Origin of the sequence: Brevundimonas sp. TWP3-1-2b1 (assembly GCF_049896165.1) — a bacterium.
GTDB classification, from domain to species: Bacteria; Pseudomonadota; Alphaproteobacteria; order Caulobacterales; family Caulobacteraceae; genus Brevundimonas; species Brevundimonas subvibrioides_B.
Map to the genome: position 1 here is coordinate 78,337 of NZ_JAFCTT010000005.1, position 14,509 is coordinate 92,845.

Genomic DNA, 14,509 nt, shown 5'->3' on the forward strand with positions numbered 1-14,509 from the left:
GATTTGATGCAGATGAACATTGGGCGAAGTGGAGTATTGGAGCGCTCGATGATCCAGCTCCCGCCCCAAACCGACCTTCCCGACATCGTCGTCACCGCCGCGCGTCTGCCGCCCGCTGCGGGAGACGCGGCCTTCTCCGTGATCCGGCTGGACGAGGGGGTGCTGGGCCGGGCGAGGCGGATCGATGAGGCGCTGCAGACCGTGCCCGCAGTCAGCCTGTTCCGGCGGACCTCGAGCCTGGCGGCCAATCCGACGACCCAGGGGATATCGCTGAGGGCCATCGCTCCGTCGGGCGCTGGACGGACACTGGTGACGCTGGACGGCGTGCCGCTGAACGATCCGTTCGGCGGCTGGGTGCTGTGGTCGCAAGTGGCGCCGGACAGCCTGTCGGGCATCGACATCGTGCGCGGTGCAGGAGCCGGACCCTATGGGGCAGGCGCCCTGACCGGGGTGATCCAGCTGCGTGAACGCGACGGCGACGGCGGAGCGCTGGACCTGTCCGGCGGAGAGTATGGCGGGCGGAGGCTGGCGGCCGCGACGACGCTGAGCGCGGAGCGGTTCGCCCTGACCGGGACGGTGCAGCGGGAGCTGAGCGACGGCTATGTCCCCGTCCGCGGCGCGGCGGCCGGCGCGGTCGACAGGCCGCTGGATCTGGCGACGCTGAGCGGATCTCTGCGGGCGGACGTGGCGATCGATCCGGCGACGGCGCTGTCGCTGCGGGCCGCCGCCTATGAGGAGAATCGCGGGTCGGGTCTGGCGGGCGCCCGGTCGTCGGCCACAGGGCAGAGCTGGGCGGCGACCGTTTCGAGGACGCCCTCGGCCGATCGGCCGGGCTGGCGGGCTCAGCTGTGGCGCCGCGAGAGCGACTTCGCCAACACCTCGGTCGCAGTGGCGACCGGGCGGGGATCGACCACGCCGGCCAACGACCAGTTCGCGACCCCGGCCGAGGGCTGGGGCGCCAATGTCGCCCTGCGGCGAGTGGCCGTCGCCCTGGGCAACGGCTTGCTGGAGTGGGAGCTGGGCGCCGACGCCCGGTTCAACGAGGGCGAGACGCGGGAGCTGTTCCGTTTCATGGCCGGGAGCTTCACCCGGGATCGGGTCGCGGGCGGGGAGGCCTCGGTGATCGGCGGCTATGGCGAGGCGTCGTGGACGGCGGGGCCGTGGCTCGTGGCCGGCGGATTGCGGGTCGACGGGTGGGCGAATTCCAGCGGCCGGCGGGTTGAGCGTGATCTGACGACCGGTCAGCCGACCCTGGACGAGGGTTCGCCGGATCGATCGGGCCAGGTGGTCTCGGCGCGGCTGGCGGCGCGGCGTGATCTGGGCGACGGGCTGGCGGCGCGGGCGGCCGCCTATTCCGGCTTCCGGCCGGCGACGCTGAACGAACTGCACAGACCGTTCCGGGTCGGCAACGACCTGACCGAGGCCAACGCGGCCCTGGTTCCGGAAGAGCTCCAGGGCGTCGAGGCCGGCCTGGCCTGGAACGACGAGGCGACCTCGCTGGGCGCGACGGTGTTCTGGAACCGGATCGAGGACGCCATCATCAACGTGACCATCGGCGTCGGGCCGGGCGCCTTCCCGAGGGCGGGCTTCGTGCCGGCGGGCGGGGTGCTGAGGCAGAGGCAGAACGCGGGGACGATCGAGGCGACCGGCGTCGAGCTGACGGCCAGACATCGGGTCGGCGAGCGGCTGACCGTCGATGGGGCTCTGTCGTGGACGGATGCGGAGGTCGATGGCGGGACGTCGGCGGCGCAGCTGACGGGACTGCGCTCGGCCCAGGCGCCGGAGTGGAGCGTCTCGGCGGGGGCGGACTGGCGCGTCGTCGATCGGCTGACGCTGGTCGGGCGGGTGCGATTCGAGAGCCGCCGCTTCGAGGACGATCTGAACAGCCGCGTGCTGGCTGCGGCGACGACGCTGGATGGGCGGGCCGAGTTCGAGGTGCGGACCGGGGTGGTCGCCTGGGTGGCTGCGGACAATCTGTTCGACGCCGAGGTCGAGGTGTCGGAGACGGGCGACGGGGTGGCGGGGTATGGGCCGCCAAGGACCGTCCGCGCGGGGCTGACGCTGAGCTGGTGACGCCCCCGCCTGAGCGGGGCCGCGTCTCACTGCGGGGAACCGACCCTAGAAGCGCGTCCTCACAGTCAGTCTCGCGTTCAGCGGCGCACCCGGCGAGATGTTGAAGTTGTTGTGGGCGTCGGAAAAATAGGTCGTGTCGAACAGGTTCTCAACGTTCAGCTGGACCTGCACGGTGTCACTGACCGCATAGAAGGCCGCGAGGTCGACGCGGGTGAAGGCGGGCAGCCGGGTGGTCGCCGCGCTTGTACGGATGGCGGCGAACTGATCGGACTGGTGGATGACGCCGAGGCCGAGACCCAGCCGGTCGGTGACATCATACCGGTTCCAGAGACTGAACTGATGCTCGGGGACCTGGGCCAGCCGGACTGCGTCGTTGCCCTGCAGCACGGCCTCCTGCCAGGCATAGCCGCCGCTGATCTGCCAGGCCGGTGAAATCCGGCCGGTGATGCCGAGCTCGACCCCGCGGGTACGGGTCTCGCCGACATTGATGGTCACCAACGGATTGACGGGATCCGGCGTGGTCGCGTTCGTGCGGTCCAGCTGAAACACAGCCGCGGTGAGGTTCAGATTGGGTCGGACGTCCCATTTCAGACCCAGCTCGTGGTTGACGAACTCTTCGGGTTCAAGGTTCGCCTGGGTCGTCGACAGGGTCAGGAACTGGTCGCCCGACCGGGGCAGGAAGGACTGGCTGTAGCTGGCAAAGAGGGAGACCTCGGGCCGGGGCTTGAAGATCAGGCCGAGTCGCGGCGACACCTTTTCGTCGGTCCGGGCGAACGGCCGGTCCGGATTGGGCTGGAGGTCGACCCCGTCGATGTCGAAGCGGTCGTATCGCAGGCCGACGACAGCCTCGAACCGGTCACCGAAGCTGATCTGGTCCTGCACATAGGCCGAGACCGACTCCACATGGGAGACCGTATTCCGGGCCGGGGCTGAAAAGACCACCGTCGGGAAGACCGGATTGGCCAGGTTGAAGGTCCGGTTGGACAGGACACCATTCGTCCGCTGGTTGGTGGAGTCCTGATCCCCGTACTCGAGCCCGAACAGGACGATGTGGCCCACGCCGCCGGTCGCCGCGGTCCAGACCAGGTTGCTCTGGATCAGCAGATTCTGGCGAGTGGTCGGATCGCTATAGGCATCCAGCGCCACCGTGCCGGTCCGGGCTGTCGCCGCCGCGCTCGGGAAGACGTTGGTGTAGAGTTTGTCGTAGTCGCCATAGAGGGCCGTGGTCGAGAACGACAGGTCAGGCGTGACGGTGCCGTCGATCCGCAGCTTGACGATGTCGGCCTGCAGAGTGGTGCGGTTGACGCCGGGAACGCCGAAGAACTGGTCACGATAGCCCCGGATCGGCTCGCCTGCGAGCGAAGGCACGCCGCGGTCGGTGACCCGGTCGTCGTCGATATGTTCGTAGGACAGACCGGCCTTCCAGCCGTTGCCGAGGTCGACGGCGACATGCGGGTTCACCGCAAACCGCTCCCCCTCATAGTAATCGCGATGATTGTCGAGTTGCTCGTAGACGGCGTTGATCCGGAACGCGGCCATGGCGCCGATCGGCGCATTCAGGTCTGCAGACAGGTCGTAGGCGCCGAAGCTGTTCGCGCTGGCCCGGAGACCCAGAAACTGTCCGGCCGCGCTGGGCGCCTTCTGGACGCGGTTGATGATCCCGCCGCCACCGCCGCGACCGAAGATCAGGGCATAGGGCCCCTTCAGGATCTCCACCCGCTCCAGATTGTACAGTCCGCGATAGTATTGGGTGTCGTCGCGCACGCCGTCGATGAAGAAGTCGGCCGTGGTGTTCTGGCCGCGCAGGGTGATCTGGTCGCGATTGCCTTCACCCTGTCCCACGGTGACGCCGGGAACGTAGCGCAGGACGTCGCCAAGGCTGTACAGCGCCTGGTCGTCCAGTTGCGCGCGGGTCACCACCGTCACGCTTTGCGGCACGTCGATCAGGGCGGTGTCGGTCTTGGTCGCGGTGACCGAGTTGAGCGCGATATAGCCGCGCGTCACGCCGGTGACGATGATGGGCTCCAGATCGGTCGGGCCAGACTGCGCCAGGGCCGTCGCGGGAAGCGCCGTCAGGAGGGCGGCAGAGGCTGAGATCACTACGCGAAGAGTGACGGCGTTGGGGAGGGACAATGCGACGATCCGGTGTTGAAACTGCGATGCGGTCGCAATAGCAGCCTGGCCGGAGCAGGCAAGCCAATTTGCGAGTTAGTCGCAGTTTCATTCTCAGAGCGCGGGCTGGTCTGCCTCTCCCACAGGGACAGGGGAAGCTTATCCCACCACCGAGATACAGGGTCGCGCGGCGGGGGTCGGTTCCATCCACGGCGGGGCGGGCATGGTCCGATGCGCCTGGGCCAGGGCTTCGGACCAGAGGCGGCCGAGATCCTTGAAGTAGGGATCGTCGGCCTCGATGCGGCGCTGGTCGCCGTGCAGGGCGTCGCGCGGGATCACGATCATGTCGAAGGGCGGTCCGACGGCGATGTTCGAGCGGATGGTCGAATCGAAGCTGATCAGCCCCAGTTTGACCGCCTCGGACATCGGGGTGTCGGGGCGCAGGGCCCGGTCCAGGATGGGTTTGCCATACTTCAACTCGCCGATCTGGAGGTAGGGGGTATCGGTCCCGCACTCGATGAAATTGCCCTGGGCGTAGATCAGGTAGAGGCCCATCTTGCCGCCCTTGATCTGGCCGCCGAGCAGCATGGAGGCCGTGACCTTCAGCGCATCGGCCGCGACCGTCGGCTGAAGGTCCTGGCGCACCTGGTTGAGGCAGTAGCCGACCAGCTGGGCCGCGCGGAACAGGGTCGGGCAGGTCTCGAGCGTTTCCGGCACGTCGTGACCGGGCATGCGCACGCCCTCGGCCAGCATGGCCAGGGCCGTCTGGGTCACCGACAGGTTGCCGGCGGTGGCGATGGAGATGACGCGGTCGCCGGTGATCTCGGTGACGTGCAGCTTCTTGTAGGAGGAGATGTTGTCCACACCGGCGTTCGTGCGGGTGTCGGCGATCATCGCCAGACCCTCATCCACCATCATGCCGACGCAGTAAGTCATAGACAAAGACCGGCCCCGAACCGGGGCCTCCATCCGAATGGAACACTGACGTTAACAGATTCGGGATTCAACACGAGGTTAACGGCGTTCATGATCAGGCCTGCGACTGCTGTTGCTGCTGGGTCTGTTGCATCTGGCGCACACGCAGCGCCACGGTCATGGTCTCGCGCCCCCCGCCGTAGCTGATGCCGCGAATGGGCGAGGCGCCGAGCGCGTCGAGACCGCAGGCGACGCGGACATAGTGTTCGGTCGGACTGATGCCGTTGGCGGCGTCGAAGCCGACCCAGCCCAGATCCTCGACCCAGGCCTCGGCCCAGGCGTGGGCGGCCTCCTGGTTCTCGATCCCGTCGGTGCGGTGCAGGTGGCCGGAGATGTAGCGGGCCGGGATGCCCATGCGGCGGGCGGCCGAGATGAAAATCTGGGCGTGATCCTGGCAGACGCCCTGACGCTGGGCCCAGGCGTCGGCGGCGGTGTGGTCGGCGGTGGTCGAGCCGACCATGAAGGCGACCGTGCTGTTGATGGCCTGCATCAGACGGTGCAGGCGGGCGAGCGTATCACCCTGCTCCCCGACCTCGGCGGCGAGTTGGCGCAACGGTCCGTCGGCGTGGGTCAGGGGAGTGTCGCGCAGGAAGACGAGAGGCGAGAGCCGCTCGGGGCATCCGCGCAGGACGCCGCCGGTGTCCACGGTCGCGATCTCTCCGGTCACCCGCACCATCAGGGCGTTGGTGGGCCGCTCGGTATAGAGGGTGTGTACGATGTTGCCGAAGGCGTCTTCTGAGCGACGCAGGTGGGCGTCGACGTCGGTCTCGATGCGCCAGTCGCGGACCTGCTGGCCCTCGGTCGAGCGCGGCGTCAGGCGCAGCACCTGGACGATGAACCGGGCGGCGCGGTCGTAGGCGTAGCGGGTTTCGTGATCGATCCGGATACGCATCAGACGAGGTACTGATCGTGGACGGCCGCAGCCAGGGCGTTGTTCTCGCTGAGGAAGGCCAGGATGTATTCGTGCAGGCCGGACTGGAAGATCTGTTCGATATTGGTCTCGTTGAACCGCGTCAGTCGGGCCGAGGCGATGCGCTGGGCCGGGCCGCGGCGCCCGTAGTCGGTGGCCAGCCGGTCCAGATAGGAGACGATCATCCCCTGACAGCTGGCCAGGGACCGCGGCATCTGGCGGTTCAGCACCATCAGGTCGGCGACCAGCCAGGGGCGCACAGACTCCCGATAGACCCAGCGGTAGGCGGTCAGGGCGGAGACCTCGCGCAGCAGGGTGGTCCATTGGAAATAGTCGAGCTGGCCGCCGACCCGTTCTCCGGCCGGAAGCAGCAGGTGGTATTTGACGTCCAGCAGACGGGCGGTGTTGTCAGCCCGCTCGATCGCCATGCCGAGGCGCAGGAACCAGTAGGCGTCGTTGCGCAGCATGGTCCGTGACGAGGCGCCCTCGACGGCGAGGCTCACGTTCTTCACCCATTCGAGGAAACGGACGAAGTCATCGCGTTTGGTCGGTTCGCCGAATTCGTTGAGGCCGTTCCAGGCTCCGTTGATCGCCTCCCACAGCTCGATGGTCAGGGCGGTGCGGACCGACCGGGCGTTGGTGCGGGCGGCCGTGATGCAGGCCCTGATCGAGGAGGGATTGTCCGGGGCGAAGGCCAGAAATTCGCGGACCGACTTCTCCGAAGGGGTGCGGCCGCTGGCCGCGAACTGACGCGATACGCCGGCCGAGGCGATGGCCGAGGCCCAGGCGTTGGCGGCGGCGCCGTCGCGGGCCGGCAGGGCGGCCAGACGCACGGCGGCCTCGAGGATGCGCGCCAGGAAGTCGGCGCGCTCCATATAGCGGCCGGTCCAGTACAGGCTCTCTGCGGTGCGGCTCAGCATTCTATTCCTCCCCCATCGGGGGAGGGGGACCGCGGCGCGCTTGCGCCGTGGTGGAGGGGGCTGGCAGCGCATGATTGCGTCGGGCGCACAGCCTCGATCGACGGTTGGGGAAAGCATCCGAAACGGTGTCCGGGGCGGACCCCCTCCACCGCTTCGCGGTCCCCCTCCCCCGATGGGGGAGGAATGTTGCGGCCTCAGTCATCCAGCACCCAGGTGTCCTTGGTCCCGCCGCCCTGGCTGGAGTTGACCACCAGCGAGCCCTGTTTCAGCGCCACACGCGTCAGGCCACCCGGCGCGACGCGGATACCGGCGGGGCTGGACAGGACGAACGGGCGCAGGTCGACGTGGCGGGGCGACAGGCCGCCGCTGCTGTCGAGCGTCGGGGCGGTCGACAGGGCCAGGGTCGGCTGGGCGATGAAGTCGTCGGGATCGGCGATCAGCTTGGCGCGGAAGGCCTCGATCTCGGCCCTGGTCGAGGCAGGGCCGACCAGCATGCCGTAGCCGCCGGAGCCGCCGACCTCCTTGACGACCAGTTCGGGCAGCTTGTCGAGGACCTCCTTGAGCGCGTCCGGCTCGCGGCAACGCCAGGTGGGAACGTTGCCCAGGATCGGGTCGCCGCCGGAGAAGAAGCGGATGATCTCGGGCATATAGGTGTAGACCGCCTTGTCGTCGGCGACGCCGGTGCCGACCGCGTTCGACAGGGTGACGTTGCCGGCGGTGTAGGCCGCCATCAGCCCGGGCACGCCGACCGTGGAGTCCGGACGGAAGGTCAGGGGATCGATCCAGTCGTCGTCGACGCGGCGATAGATGACGTCGACCCGCTTTGGGCCCTCGGTCGTGCGCATGAAGACGATGTCGTCATTGACGAACAGGTCTCCGCCCTCGACCAGTTCGACGCCCAGTTTGTCGGCCAGGAAGCTGTGTTCGTAGTAGGCCGAGTTGAAGGGGCCGGGCGTCAGGACGACGACGTTCGGATCGGCGCCGGCGTGGTCCGGGGCGCTGGCGCGGAGGCTGGCCAGCAGCATGTCGGTATAGGTCTCGACCGGGCGGATGCGGTGCTCGGCGAAGAGGTCGGGGAACAACCGCATCATCATCTCGCGGTTCTCCAGCATGTAGGAGACGCCCGACGGCGTGCGGCAATTGTCCTCCAGCACCACGAACCCGTCCTCGCCCGTCCGGACCAGGTCGACGCCGCAGATGTGGGTCCAGATGTCGCCCGGCGGACGCCGGCCCTGCATCTCCGGCCGATAGTGTGGGTTGGTGAAGATCAGTTCGGCCGGGACGATGCCGGCGCGGATGCACTCCTGCGGGCCGTAAACGTCTTTCAGGAAGGCGTTGATCGCGCTGACGCGCTGCTTCAGCCCCTTTTCCAGCTCATCCCATTCGGACTTGCCGATGATGCGCGGCACCACGTCGAAGGGGATGAGACGCTCGTTCGATTCAACGTCGCCATAGACCGCGAAGGTCACGCCCATGCGGCGGAAGAACAACTCCGCCTGACGCGACCGGGCCTGGAGCAGGTCCGGCGGCGCGGTTTCGAGCCACCGGGCAAGCGTCCGGTAGCTCTTTCGGACCTCCTGGGATCCGGCATGGCCTGACATTTCGTCGAACGTGACGGTCGCTCCCGAACCTGGCGGCCACTCTGGTGACGGGGGCAGCGTGGACCGGGCAACAACCGATACGCAACAGTTTTGTTGCGGTGCGGAATTATTCCTCCCCCATCGAGGGAGGGGGGGGTCTGACGGGTCACGACATCCCGGCGCATCGGGGCAAGCTTTGCCAGGAAGGGGTTCTGGAGCGGGAAGGCGACGCCCTCGTCCGCAAGAGGGAGGGTCGTGACTCAGGCCTTGACCGTTCCACTGTTACAGCATAGTGGAACGCGCAGATGTCCGATCCTCTTTCCCGCAAGGCCGTGAACAAGGCCGCCGACGACCGGATGGCGCTGTACGACGCCCTCCTGTCGCTGAAGACGCCTGCCGAGCTGGACGCCTTCCTGTCCGACCTGTGCACCCCCGCCGAACTGCGCGCCTTCGCCGAGCGCTGGGCCGTGGCGAGACTGCTGGACGAGAAGTCCAGGACCTATCGCGAAATCGCCGTGGAAGCGGGCGCCAGCCCGACAACCGTCGTCCGCGTCGCGCGTTTCCTGCGCGAAATGAACCATCAGGGCTATCGCCTCGTCCTGGACCGAATGAACAAGAAAGCCTGACTTCCCCATGAGTACCGTACAGGGGCGACTTCGCATCGCCGTGCAGAAATCCGGCCGCCTGGCCGACCGCAGCCTCGACCTGGTGCGGGACGCCGGCCTTCGCGTCGTGAAGGGCGCCAACGACCTGCTCTACAAGGTCGAGAACTATCCGATCGACCTGCTGCGGGTGCGCGACGACGACATCCCGACCTTCGTGGCGGATGGAGTCTGCGACCTCGGCATCGTCGGCGAGAATGTGCTGGAGGAAGGCAAGAACGGTGGCGCGAACGCCTCGGTGATCATGCCGCTGGGTTTCGGCAAGTGCACGCTGAAGCTCGCCTGCCCGCCCACGCTCGACTACGCTGGACCGACCTCTCTGGAGGGGCTGCGGATCGCAACCTCCTATCCGAAGATCCTCAGGCGTTATCTGGATGAGCGTGGGATCGGCGCCGAGACCGTCGTCATGCGCGGGGCCGTCGAGGTGGCCCCCCGGCTGAAACTGGCCGCGGCGATCTGCGACCTGGTTTCCACGGGAGCAACGCTGGAAGCCAACGGCCTGATCGCCAAGGAGACGGTGTTCGAAAGCCAGGCCGTGCTGATCCGGTCGCCCGTGGCGCCGGAGCCGGGGCTGCAGCACCTGCTGGATTCGATCATCGAGCGGATGGCCGGCGTGGTGTCCTCGCAGGGGGCCAAATATGTCATGCTGAACGCCCCGCGCTCAGCCCTGGACGAGATCACGGCGATCCTGCCGGGCGCCGGCGCGCCGACGGTGATGCCGCTGATGGGCCGGGACGATGCGGTCGCGGTCCACGCCGTGTGTCAGGAGGCCGTCTTCTGGGAGACGCTGGAGAAGCTGAAGCGGGCGGGCGCCTCGGCCATCCTGGTCCTGCCGATCGAGAAGATGATGTGATGAAGCGGTTCGACTGGTCATCGCTGGATGCGGCGGAGCGGAAAGACGCCCTCGCGCGGCCGAAACGGCGCTCGGAAACGCGTGTCGGCGACGTCGTGCGCGCGATCTTTGACGACGTGCAGGCGCGCGGCGGCGAGGCCGTGACCGAGTGGGCGATCAAGCTGGACGGCGCGCCGCCGCGGCGCATCGCCATCACCGACGCCGTGGTCGCCGAGGCGCGCAACGCCCTGCCCCCGGCGGATACGCGGGCGCTGCGGGTCGCGGCGGAGAATGTGCGCGTCTTCCATCAGGCCACGACGCCCGAGGATTCGAAACGGGTCGAGACGACGCCGGGCGTGACCTCGCGGATTGTCTGGCGCCCCATCGGCGCGGCCGGTCTCTATGCGCCCGGCGGGACGGCGCCGCTGTTCTCGTCCCTGTTGATGCTGGCCATTCCGGCGGGCGTCGCGGGCGTGACGACCCGCGTCGCCGTGACCCCGCCGTCGAAGGACGGTTCGGCGCATCCGGCGATGATCCTCGCCGCCGCCGAGGCCGGGCTCGACGCCCTGTGGCTGCTGGGTGGAGCGCAGGCGATCGCCGCCATGACCTTCGGCGTGACGCTCGACGACGGCGAGATTCCCGCCTGCGACAAGCTGTTCGGGCCGGGCAACGCCTATGTGGCCGAGGCGAAACGCTATGCCTCGTCGCTGCCCGGCGGGCCGTCGGCGGACATGCCGGCGGGGCCTTCGGAACTGCTGGTCATCGCCGACCGGTTCGCCGATGCGGAGTTGGTCGCGGCCGACCTGCTGAGCCAGGCCGAACACGACGCCGACGCCCAGGTGGTGCTGGTCGCCGACCGGGCCGCGACGATCGACACGGTGCTCGAAGCGGTCGAGGAGCAGGTCTCCACCCTGCCCCGCGAAGCCATCGCGCGCGCGTCTCTGGCCGAGGCGCGGGCGGTGCTGGTCGGCGATCTGGCCGAGGCCGTGGCGGTGTCGAACCTCTATGGCCCCGAGCACCTGGCCCTGCATGTCGAGGACGCCGAAAAGCTGGTGCCCTCCATTCGTGCGGCGGGCGCGGTCTTCGTCGGGCGCTGGGCGGCCGAGACCCTCGGCGACTATGCGGCGGGGCCGAGCCATGTCCTGCCGACCGACGGCGGCGCACGGACGCTGGGCGGGATCACCACGTCCAGCTTCATGACCTCAATGTCGGTGCAGACGGTGACCGAGGCCGGCGCCGAACGGCTGGGGCCGATCGCGGCGCGGCTGGCGCGGCTCGAGGGGCTGGAGGCCCACGCCCGCGCAGCAGATCTGAGGAGCGTGGGATGAGACCTGCCCTGACAATCCTCCCCCATCGGGGGCTTGCGGTCGGCTCGTATACGAGCCGATCCTCAAGGCTCGAAGCGAAGCGTAGAGACGGAGGGGGCTCGCCCTGGACTCCGCATTCGCGGCCAACCCCCTCCACCGCGGAGCCTGTCGTCCGGCCGAGCGGAGCTCGGACCGGGGGGCGGTCCCCCTCCCCCTATGGGGGAGGACTACGATGACCCTGCCCGCCCCCTATGCCCCCCTCGTCTCCGGCGGCGAGGGCCTGGAGAACTATCCCGGCGAGGCGTCGGCGCTGCAGGCGCGGATGGCCCAGGTCTATGGCGTCGCGGCCGATCAGGTGCTGGCGGTGCGCGGGCTGACGCACGGCCTGGAACTGGTCTGGCGACTGGCGGCGCGCGACGGCCGGTCGGTCGAGGCGCCCGACGCCGAGCCCTATGCCGGGCTGGGCCGTATCTATCGCGCCAGCGACGGCGAGCGGGCGGCGGTCGTGATCCGCGCTCTGGGCTCACCGGAAGCCGTGGCCGAGATCGCGGAACGGGTCGCGCCGGCCTTGCTGGTCGTCGACGAGGGGCTGGTCGAGTTCGCGGATGCGCCGTCGGCGACGACCCTGATCGCGGACCACGCCAATCTGGTCGTGCTGCGCAGCCTGTCGCTGGCCTATGGGCTGGCCGGGGCGCGGGTCGGGGCGGCGCTGGGTCAGGCGCACACCCTGGCACGGCTGGCGGAGGTGGTCGAACCCTACGCCCTGCCCGAGCCTGTGGTGCGGCTGGCGATCCAGGCCCTGGACCCGTCGCGGATGATCGAGACGGCGGGGCGGATCGCGGCCGTGCGGCGCGAACGGGAGCGGCTGGCCCGCGAGATCGGCCGGGCCATGGTCGTCGAGAGCGGCGTCGGGCCGATCCTGATGGCGCGGCCATCGGACATCGAGGCGACGTTGGCCGAGCTGACGAGATACGGCGTGGCGGCGGACCGTTCTGGCGACCGGTTGAGGCTGCCGGTTTCGATCAAGGCGGAGGTCAACGACCGGCTGTTGACGGCGCTCGGTCTGGCGCCGGCCAAGACGCGGCCGCACCGGGTCGGGCAGGCCGTGCGCGACACGAAAGAGACGCGCATCGTCTGCGCCGTCGATCTCGACGCGACCGGGCCGATCAGGATCGAGACCGGCGTCGGCTTCTTCGACCACATGCTGGAACAGGTGGCGGCGCACGGCGGGTTTTCGCTGCGCCTGCAATGCGAAGGCGATCTGCACACGGATCCGCACCACACGATCGAGGACAGCGCCATCGCCCTGGGCCAGGCGCTGAAACAGGCGCTGGGCGAGCGGCGCGGCATCCAGAGGTATGGCTTCGTCCTGGCGATGGACGAGGCCCAGGCCAAAGTGGCCATCGACCTGTCGGGACGGCCCTATCCCCTGTTCGAGGGGACGTTCGCGACGCCCTTCATCGGTGAATATCGCACCGACCTGACGGCCCACGTCTTCCGCTCGCTGGCTGAGGCCATGGGGGCGGCGGTGCATATCTCGGTCACCGGCGACGACGACCACCACAAGACCGAGGCCGCCTACAAGGGCTTCGGCCGGGCGCTGCGGCAGGCCATCCGGGTCGAGGGCGACGCCGTGCCGAGCACCAAGGGGGTGCTGTGATGGCCGCATCATTCCTCCCCCGTCGGGGGAGGGGGACCGCGAAGCGGTGGAGGGGGCCAGCCCCGGACACCATGTTCTCTGCGAGCCCCCTCCGCCATGGCGCAAAGCGGCGCCGCGCCACCTCCCCCAATGGGGGAGGATTTAAATGACCGTCGCCATCGTCCATCTCGGCGCGGGGAACACCGCGTCCGTCCAGTTCGCGCTGGAGCGGCTGGACGCCGAAGTCGTCGTGACCTCGGACGCCGCCGTGATCGCGGAGGCCGAGCGCATCGTCCTGCCGGGCGTCGGGGCGGCGGGCTACGCCATGGAGCGGATGGGCGCCCTCGGCCTGACCGACATCATCAAGAGGTTCGAACGGCCGCTGCTGGGCCTGTGCCTCGGCCAACAACTGCTGTTCGCCGAGAGCGAGGAGAACGGCGGGGCGACGATGCTCGGGTTCATTCCCGGACGGGTCACCCGGATGCCTGTTCGCGACGACCTGCCGGTGCCGCACATGGGCTGGTCCCAGCTCCATGGGCTGGCCGACGACCCGATCCTGCAGGGCGTTCGCCAGGGCGACTATGCCTATTTCGTGCATTCCTACGTCTGTCCCGACACCGATGCGACCATCGCCTGCGCCGAATACGGCGCCGAGGTTCCGGCCATGGTGCGACGCGGCAATCGCTGGGGCTGCCAGTTTCACCCGGAGCGTTCGGCGAAGGCCGGCGCGCAAATCTTGCGAAACTTCCTGGAGCTCGACGCATGATCGTCTATCCCGCCATCGATCTGCGGAACGGCGTCTGCGTGCGGCTGATGCACGGCCGGTTCGATCAGGTGACCGAGTATGATCAGGTCCCGGCCGCGCGGCTGGCGGCGTTCGTCGCCGAGGGCGCGACCTGGATCCACATCGTCGACCTGGACGGCGCCGAGGCAGGCCGCGCGGTGCAGCATGCCCTGGTCGGCGAACTGGCCGGCAGTATCGAGGTCAAGATCCAGTCGGGCGGCGGCGTGCGCGACGTCGACGATGTGGAGCGGCTGCTGGCAGCGGGCGTGTCGCGGGTCGTGGTCGGATCGCTGGCGGTCAGCAATCCGGTCGTGGTGGCGGGATGGCTGGAGCGGTTCGGCCCGGATCGGATCACTCTGGCGTTCGACGTTCGGGTCGGCGAGGACGGGGTTCCCGTACCCTCGCTGAAGGGCTGGACCAAGGCGGCGGGGCTGGACCTCTGGGCGGCGCTGGATCGCTATCCTGTCGGGACGCTGAAACATGTGCTGATCACCGACGTGGGCCGGGACGGGGCGCTGACAGGGCCGAATCTGGAGCTGCTGGCCGAAGTGCTGGAGCGGCGGCCGGAGCTGAAGGTGCAGGCATCGGGCGGGGTCTCCTCGCTGGAGGACCTGCGGGCGGCGAAGGCCATCGGCTGCGACGGCGCTATCGTCGGGCGGGCGATCTATGAGGGCCGGTTCACCGCGCTTCAGGCGATCGAGGCTGTGAGTTGACC

Annotated in this window: 12 protein-coding genes; 7 read left to right on the forward strand and 5 right to left on the reverse strand. The window is 68.8% G+C overall.

Annotated elements, in window-relative coordinates; genetic code table 11:
• The first annotated feature begins 48 nt into the window (after window positions 1-48).
• Window positions 49-2,073 (forward strand): TonB-dependent receptor, encoded by a 2,025-nt coding sequence (locus tag ACP7AB_RS06345; protein WP_425988634.1) that lies wholly within the window; start codon window positions 49-51, stop codon window positions 2,071-2,073.
• 45 nt (window positions 2,074-2,118) lie between these two features.
• Here ACP7AB_RS06345 and ACP7AB_RS06350 read toward each other — a convergent pair whose 3' ends face one another.
• The 5 genes from ACP7AB_RS06350 to ACP7AB_RS06370 all read right to left on the reverse strand — a co-directional run bounded on the left by ACP7AB_RS06350 (window position 2,119) and on the right by ACP7AB_RS06370 (window position 8,591).
• Window positions 2,119-4,206 carry a TonB-dependent receptor gene (locus ACP7AB_RS06350; protein ID WP_425988637.1) on the reverse strand — a complete coding sequence of 696 codons (2,088 nt, stop codon included), beginning with the start codon at window positions 4,204-4,206 and terminating at the stop codon, window positions 2,119-2,121.
• A gap of 138 nt (window positions 4,207-4,344) precedes the next feature.
• Window positions 4,345-5,121, reverse strand: coding sequence for a peptidase (locus tag ACP7AB_RS06355; protein ID WP_425988639.1), 777 nt, complete (start codon window positions 5,119-5,121; stop codon window positions 4,345-4,347).
• A gap of 94 nt (window positions 5,122-5,215) precedes the next feature.
• Window positions 5,216-6,052: a transglutaminase family protein gene (locus ACP7AB_RS06360; protein WP_425988641.1), complete on the reverse strand. Its 837-nt coding sequence runs from the start codon at window positions 6,050-6,052 to the stop codon at window positions 5,216-5,218.
• On the reverse strand, window positions 6,052-6,990 hold the full coding sequence (locus tag ACP7AB_RS06365; RefSeq protein WP_425988644.1) for an alpha-E domain-containing protein: 939 nt from the start codon (window positions 6,988-6,990) through the stop codon (window positions 6,052-6,054). Before ACP7AB_RS06365 ends, ACP7AB_RS06360 begins: the two co-directional genes overlap by 1 nt.
• A 194-nt stretch (window positions 6,991-7,184) precedes the next feature.
• Window positions 7,185-8,591, reverse strand: a complete 1,407-nt coding sequence (locus ACP7AB_RS06370) for a circularly permuted type 2 ATP-grasp protein (RefSeq protein WP_425988647.1) — start codon at window positions 8,589-8,591, stop codon at window positions 7,185-7,187.
• Between the two features lie 284 nt (window positions 8,592-8,875).
• Here ACP7AB_RS06370 and ACP7AB_RS06375 point away from each other — a divergent pair, with 284 nt between their 5' ends.
• The 6 genes from ACP7AB_RS06375 (at window position 8,876) to hisA (ending at window position 14,507) form a co-directional block, all read left to right on the forward strand.
• Entirely contained in the window at window positions 8,876-9,196 is a 321-nt protein-coding gene (locus ACP7AB_RS06375; RefSeq protein WP_303694114.1) for a YerC/YecD family TrpR-related protein, read from the forward strand.
• 7 nt (window positions 9,197-9,203) lie between these two features.
• On the forward strand, window positions 9,204-10,085 hold the full coding sequence (gene hisG, locus ACP7AB_RS06380; protein WP_425988650.1) for an ATP phosphoribosyltransferase: 882 nt from the start codon (window positions 9,204-9,206) through the stop codon (window positions 10,083-10,085).
• Window positions 10,085-11,392 (forward strand): histidinol dehydrogenase, encoded by a 1,308-nt coding sequence (gene hisD / locus ACP7AB_RS06385; RefSeq protein WP_425988653.1) that lies wholly within the window; start codon window positions 10,085-10,087, stop codon window positions 11,390-11,392. Before hisG ends, hisD begins: the two co-directional genes overlap by 1 nt.
• A gap of 211 nt (window positions 11,393-11,603) precedes the next feature.
• A complete protein-coding gene (gene hisB / locus ACP7AB_RS06390; RefSeq protein WP_425988656.1) occupies window positions 11,604-13,031 on the forward strand; it encodes an imidazoleglycerol-phosphate dehydratase HisB in 1,428 nt (475 codons plus the stop codon).
• Between the two features lie 145 nt (window positions 13,032-13,176).
• Window positions 13,177-13,776 (forward strand): imidazole glycerol phosphate synthase subunit HisH, encoded by a 600-nt coding sequence (gene hisH, locus ACP7AB_RS06395; RefSeq protein WP_425988659.1) that lies wholly within the window; start codon window positions 13,177-13,179, stop codon window positions 13,774-13,776.
• Window positions 13,773-14,507 (forward strand): 1-(5-phosphoribosyl)-5-[(5-phosphoribosylamino)methylideneamino]imidazole-4-carboxamide isomerase, encoded by a 735-nt coding sequence (gene hisA / locus ACP7AB_RS06400; protein ID WP_425988662.1) that lies wholly within the window; start codon window positions 13,773-13,775, stop codon window positions 14,505-14,507. Before hisH ends, hisA begins: the two co-directional genes overlap by 4 nt.
• Window positions 14,508-14,509 lie beyond the last annotated feature (2 nt).

What these genes read in the sequence shown, in the direction of transcription:
- ACP7AB_RS06345 (WP_425988634.1), top strand. Translation starts at nt 49, where the DNA reads ATGATCCAGCTCCCGCCCCAAACCGACCTTCCCGACATCGTCGTCACC.
- ACP7AB_RS06355 (WP_425988639.1), bottom strand. Translation starts at nt 5,121, where the DNA reads ATGACTTACTGCGTCGGCATGATGGTGGATGAGGGTCTGGCGATGATC.
- ACP7AB_RS06360 (WP_425988641.1), bottom strand. Translation starts at nt 6,052, where the DNA reads ATGCGTATCCGGATCGATCACGAAACCCGCTACGCCTACGACCGCGCC.
- ACP7AB_RS06365 (WP_425988644.1), bottom strand. Translation starts at nt 6,990, where the DNA reads ATGCTGAGCCGCACCGCAGAGAGCCTGTACTGGACCGGCCGCTATATG.
- ACP7AB_RS06370 (WP_425988647.1), bottom strand. Translation starts at nt 8,591, where the DNA reads ATGTCAGGCCATGCCGGATCCCAGGAGGTCCGAAAGAGCTACCGGACG.
- ACP7AB_RS06375 (WP_303694114.1), top strand. Translation starts at nt 8,876, where the DNA reads ATGTCCGATCCTCTTTCCCGCAAGGCCGTGAACAAGGCCGCCGACGAC.
- hisG (WP_425988650.1), top strand. Translation starts at nt 9,204, where the DNA reads ATGAGTACCGTACAGGGGCGACTTCGCATCGCCGTGCAGAAATCCGGC.
- hisD (WP_425988653.1), top strand. Translation starts at nt 10,085, where the DNA reads ATGAAGCGGTTCGACTGGTCATCGCTGGATGCGGCGGAGCGGAAAGAC.
- hisB (WP_425988656.1), top strand. Translation starts at nt 11,604, where the DNA reads ATGACCCTGCCCGCCCCCTATGCCCCCCTCGTCTCCGGCGGCGAGGGC.
- hisH (WP_425988659.1), top strand. Translation starts at nt 13,177, where the DNA reads ATGACCGTCGCCATCGTCCATCTCGGCGCGGGGAACACCGCGTCCGTC.
- hisA (WP_425988662.1), top strand. Translation starts at nt 13,773, where the DNA reads ATGATCGTCTATCCCGCCATCGATCTGCGGAACGGCGTCTGCGTGCGG.